The 5,979-nt window shown below is 42.0% G+C and carries 2 protein-coding genes; both read left to right on the top strand.

The genetic code is table 11. The features are described 5' to 3' along the window. On the top strand, positions 1 to 616 hold a 616-nt coding region (locus PN499_RS10535), incomplete at its 5' end, for a sensor histidine kinase (RefSeq protein ID WP_272031807.1). 69 nt (positions 617 to 685) lie between these two features. Next, the coding region (locus PN499_RS10530) for a protein kinase domain-containing protein (RefSeq protein WP_272031806.1) at positions 686 to 5,979 on the top strand (5,294 nt) is incomplete at its 3' end.

Here is a 5,979-nt window from a genome sequence, read left to right as displayed (position 1 = left end):
TTACATCATCGAAGACTTGCCTAAAATGATTGACTCGATGCAATTGGGCTGCGATCGCATCCAAGGTATTAGCACTAGCCTCCGCACTTTTTCTAGAGTTGACAAAGACTACAAAGTTCCTTTTAACATCCACGAGGGCATCGACAGCACGATCTTAATTCTCAAATATAGATTGAAAGCCAACGATGAGCGACCCGCGATTGAAGTAGTTAAAGACTACGGAAATATTTCGGCGATCGAATGCTTCCCTGGACAGCTTAACCAGGTGTTTATGAACATTATAGCTAATGCGATCGATGCGTTGGAAGAATCAAATATCAATCGCAGCTTTGCAGAAATTAAGGCTAATCCTAATCGGATTACCATTCAAACCTCCTTAGTAGATAACCAGGTGAAAATTAGTATTGCTGATAATGGTCAGGGGATGAACGAAGAAGTTAAAGCCCAAATATTTGACCATTTATTTACGACAAAAGCAGTCGGGAAAGGGACGGGTTTGGGATTGGCGATCGCGCGTCAAATTGTTGAGGAAAAACATGGCGGTTCCCTGAACGTTAACTCTATACTAGGAGAAGGAACAGAATTTATCATCACCTTACCCATCAAGGCGGCATAAACAAGTTAATTATTCCCTCTTCTTCGGACTCATGTAAGCGATCGCTTACTCATAAATCCTCAAAAAACTATGACCATTAATAACTCTCACTCCTCCAGCAAACTTCACACAACCGTTCAAATTCCCAACTATAAAATTGTCGAAACAGTTTATTCAGGAAGTCGAACCCTAGTATATCGCGCAGTCCGTACCCATGACCAATTACCTGTGGTCATCAAACTGCTCAAAAATGACTATCCCACCTTTAGCGAATTGGTGCAGTTTCGCAATCAATATACTATTGCCAAAAATCTTGACTCACCCCTAATCGTCCAAACCTATAGCCTGGAGCCCTATCAAAATGGCTATGCCTTAGTCATGGAAGACTTTGGGGGGATTTCTCTGAAAGAATGGGCAATGAAGGGAAATCTACAATCAGTACAGGAGTTTTTAACAATCGCGATCGCACTGTGCAACACCTTATATCTACTCTATCACGAGCGAATTATTCATAAAGACATCAAACCCGCCAATATTTTAATTAATCCTGAAACGAAACAAGTCAAATTAATAGATTTTAGTATTGCATCTTTGCTACCACGGGAAACCCAAACACTCATCAATCCCAATGTGTTAGAAGGAACACTCGCTTATATTTCCCCAGAACAAACTGGCAGAATGAATCGGGGGATTGACTATCGTACTGACTTTTATTCTTTAGGTGTCACCTTCTACGAATTACTGACAGGGAAATTACCATTTCAATCAAATGACCTGATGGAGTTAGTACATGGTCATATTGCCAAAGCAGCACCCTTAGTACAGGAAATTAACCCACAAATTCCGTCTGTACTCTCAGATATTGTCAACAAATTGATGGCAAAGAATGCCGAAGACAGATATCAAAGTGCTTTGGGACTGAAATATGATTTAGAAAAGTGTTTAACTCAGTTACAAGTTACGGGTTCGATTGAGAGCTTTGAGATTGCACAGAGGGATGTATGCGATCGCTTCCTCATCCCCGACAAACTCTATGGACGAGAAACCGAGGTAGAAACTCTACTCCAAGCCTTTGAGCGAGTCGCCAACCCCCCTGAATCCCCCCTTGCTAAGGGGGGACACCCCCCTGAATCCCCCCTTGCTAAGGGGGGACATAGGGGGGTAGAAATGATGCTAGTCGCTGGTTTTTCAGGAATTGGAAAAACCGCAGTTGTCAATGAAGTTCATAAACCCATTGTGCGACAACGCGGTTATTTTATCAAAGGCAAATACGACCAATTTCAACGAAATATTCCCTTCTCTGGTTTTATGCAAGCATTTCGAGATTTGATCGGACAATTGTTAACCGAAAGCGATCTCCAACTAGAGCAATGGAAAAGCCAAATATTAGAAGCGGTGGGAGAAAATGGACAGGTAATTATTGAAGTCATCCCGGAATTAGAAATAATTATTGGTCAACAACCACCTGCTACAGAATTATCAGGAACAGCGGCACAAAATAGATTTAATTTATTGTTTCAAAAGTTTACCCAAGTCTTTACCAGTGCAGAACATCCATTAGTGATGTTTTTAGATGATTTGCAATGGGCAGATTCAGCATCGCTGAACTTAATGCAGCTTTTAATGGCTGATACAGGTCATCTTTTGTTAATTGGTGCCTACCGTGATAATGAAGTCAACCCGGCACATCCATTGATGTTGACTTTGAGTGAGATTAAGAAAACCCAAGCAACAATTAATACGATTACTTTAGCGCCATTGAGTCAAGTCAAAGTAAATCAATTAGTTGCTGACACACTGAAATGTCCAGAAACTTTGGCATTACCTCTTTCTCAATTAATCTCTCAAAAAACTCAAGGAAATCCATTTTTCGCTACCCAGTTTCTCAAAGCATTACATCAAGATCGACTGATTCAATTCACGCCTCCAAGCCCCTCTTACCAAGGGGGGGCTACGGGGGGGTGGCAATGTGACATTGCACAAGTGAATCAGCAAGCAGTTACAGATGACGTTGTGGTCTTTATGGGTTTTCAATTGCGAAAACTACCGCCATCAACTCAACAGATATTGCAGTTAGCAGCTTGTATTGGCAATCAGTTTGATTTAGCAACTTTGGCAATTGTTTCAGAAAAATCAGAAATTGAAACGTCGGCGGATTTATGGAAAGCGTTACAAGAAGGGCTAATTTTACCGCTGAGCGATGTTTATAAGTTTTATCAGAGAGAAGAAAATGAGAGATTGGTAGTGTCAAATCAAAATACCAGTCAACAAATAGCCAAGTATAGATTTTTACATGACCGAGTACAGCAAGCTGCTTACTCATTGATTCCCAGTCATCAAAAAACAGCAACTCATCTGAAAATCGGACAATTACTTCAACAAAATTTCTCCGAGCTAGAGCTTGAGGAAAAACTATTTGATATTGTTGGGCATTTGAATTTAGGAATTGAGTTAATTAGTCAAGCAAGGGAATGCGAAACATTAGCTCAACTAAATTTACAAGCGGGAGTGAAGGCAAGAAATTCCACAGCTTACGCCGCAGCAAGAGTTTATTTACAAACAGGAATTGAGTTACTAACAGCTAACTGCTGGCAACATCAGTATGAATTAACTTTGAATCTGTATGTTGCATCGACTGAAGTTGCCTATTTGAATGGTGATTTTGAGGAAATGGAACAGATGGCAGCACTGGTGTTGCGCTCGGCTCAAACCATACTAGACCGAGTGAAAATTTATCAGATCCAAATCAGCGCACTGACAGCCCAGAGTCAGATGTTAGAAGCAATATCTGTCGGCAAAAATGCGCTGGTAGAATTGGGGGTTGAGTTCTCATCTGAACCTGATGAAGCATTGACAGGAAAAGCACTACAAACCCTTGGCGATCGCCTTCAGGGCAAACAGATTTCAGAACTGATTAACCTCCCTGCGATGAGCGACTCAGAGACAATTGCAGCGATGCAACTATTAGCCATGTTGTTTTCAGCGATTTTTGCAGCGTGTCCTGCCTTGCTACCTCTGTATTGCTCCACAATGGTGAGTCTATCTCTCCAATTTGGAAATGCGCCTGCATCAACAATCGGATATGTAGGTTACGGCATGGTGTTGTCTTCTTTTTTAGGAGAAGTAAAAACAGGTTATGACTTTGGGCGACTAGCACTGAGCTTAGTCAATGAGTTGAATGTACGGGAATTTAAGTCCTCAGCTTTACTTTTTTTTGGCGCTTTTCTCCAGCATCGTCAAGAAATACTAAGGTCAGCAATACTAACGCTCAAAGATAGCTATCTAGCGGGGATGGAAACAGGTGATTTCCTCAATGCTGGCTACAGTATCGCTATTTGTTTTTACGATCATCTATTCGGTGGAGTGGCTCTGGACGATTGGGCACTAGAAATAGAAAATTACTGTGTTGTATTAGCAACTCTGAAGCAAGATTCTCCTCTGGCTTACCTAAAGGCAACACAACAGACGGTGCAGAACTTGACAGAAATTGTCAAGCAACCGGATTTATTAATCGGTACTGCCTACGATGAAACGGTGATGTTTCCTAAGCAGTATCAAAATAACGAACTCACTGTCCTTGCTGTTGTCTATATCTATAAACTGATGCTTGCCTATATTTTTGGCAACTACACCAATGCCCTAGACTACCTTACCCAAGCTAACCGCTATTTGATGGCAGCAACAGGAATGATTCAAATTCCTGTTTTTCATTTCTATGCTGGGTTAACCTACCTGGCACTATGCTCTATGGAGTCAGAAATTGAGCAAGCAAACACTCTTGCCCTGATGGAAATTCATCAAACTAATATTACTCAATGGGCGCATCATGCTCCCATGAATCACCAACATAAAGTTGACTTAATCAAGGCAGAAAAATGCCGAGTTTTAGGACAAAAAGCCGAAGCAATTGAGTTATACGACAAGGCAATTGCTGGAGCCAAAGCCAATGAATATCTCCAGGAGGAAGCCCTTGCCAATGAACTAGCCGCGAAATTTTATCTCAACTGGGGTAAAGAAAAAATTGCCCAAATATATATGCAAGAAGCCTACTACTGCTACATTCGTTGGGGCGCTAAAGCCAAAGTTGCTGACTTGGAAACACGCTATCCCCAACTACTGGCTCCCATCCTCCAACAAACCCGTTCTCCCCTGTCAACTAACGAAACTATCTTTACATTGGGAACTGTCACCTCCACCAGTGGAGCTACTTCTAGCAGCAGTGTTTCCCATTCCCTTGATTTAGCTGCTATTCTCAAAGCTTCCCAAACTCTCTCCAGTGAAATCGAACTGGAAAAACTGCTTTCATCGTTGCTTTCGATTGTTGTTGAAAATGCGGGAGCAGATAAGTGTGTGTTAATGCTCTTGCGAGACGATCGCTTGCTGGTTAAGGGGTCAATAACTGAAAATACAGAGCCAGTTGTGTTGCAGCAGATTCCGGTTGAAGAGAGTCAGGATATTCCCTTAAAGCTAATTTACAAAGTCAAGCATAACCAGCAGACTGTTGTGCTACTTGATGCGATCGCCGATCCGACTTTAGCCAACGATCCGTATATTATTCGTCAGCAGCCTTCTAGTATCTTGTGCAGTCCCATTTTGCATCAAGGGAAGTTGTTGGGCATTTTATATCTAGAAAATACTTTAGCAAAAGGCGCTTTCACAAGCGATCGCGTCGAACTGCTCAATCTGTTATGCGCTCAAGCGGCAATTTCTCTGGAAAATGCCCGACTTTATGAGCAGTCACAAACCTATTCCCAACAGCTAGAGCGATCGCTCGAAAACTTGAGTGCGAGCAACTCTCGCTTCCATAACCTGGTAGACAATGTGCCTGGGGTAGTTTATCAATATCGCATGAGTGCCGATGGGTTTATATCGTTGAGCTACATCAGTGCCGACTCTTACAGCTTACTAGAAATTACCCCAGAGCAAGCCATGTCCAATTGGCAATTTTTCGACAATATGGTGCATCCAGATGATGCCGTGAGTTATCAACAGTCGCAAACTCAAGCCATTCAAACCATATCTTCGTGGCAATGGTCAGGACGAATTATTACACCCTCTGGAATTATCAAGTGGATTCATGGGGAATCTCGAATCCAAAGACTTGCCGATGGGTCTATGGTTTGGGATGGATTATTTTTGGATATTAGCGATCGCAAACAAGCAGAAGCCGCCATCATCCAAAAATCTCAAGAGTTAGAGCAAGCCTTACATGACTTGCAGCAAACCCAATTGCAAATGATTCAAAGCGAAAAGATGTCGGCTTTGGGGAATTTGGTTGCTGGCGTGGCTCATGAAATTAATAACCCCGTTGGCTTTATTGCTGGCAATTTGAATGAAGCTAAATCCACCGTTCAAGACTTAGTGGAGCATCTCAATCTCTATCG

It is taken from the genome of Kamptonema animale CS-326, from assembly GCF_028330895.1.
Lineage (GTDB): Bacteria > Cyanobacteriota > Cyanobacteriia > Cyanobacteriales > Microcoleaceae > Kamptonema > Kamptonema formosum.
Note: the sequence above shows the minus strand (reverse complement) of the source record. Positions and strands in the feature narration are given on the sequence as shown.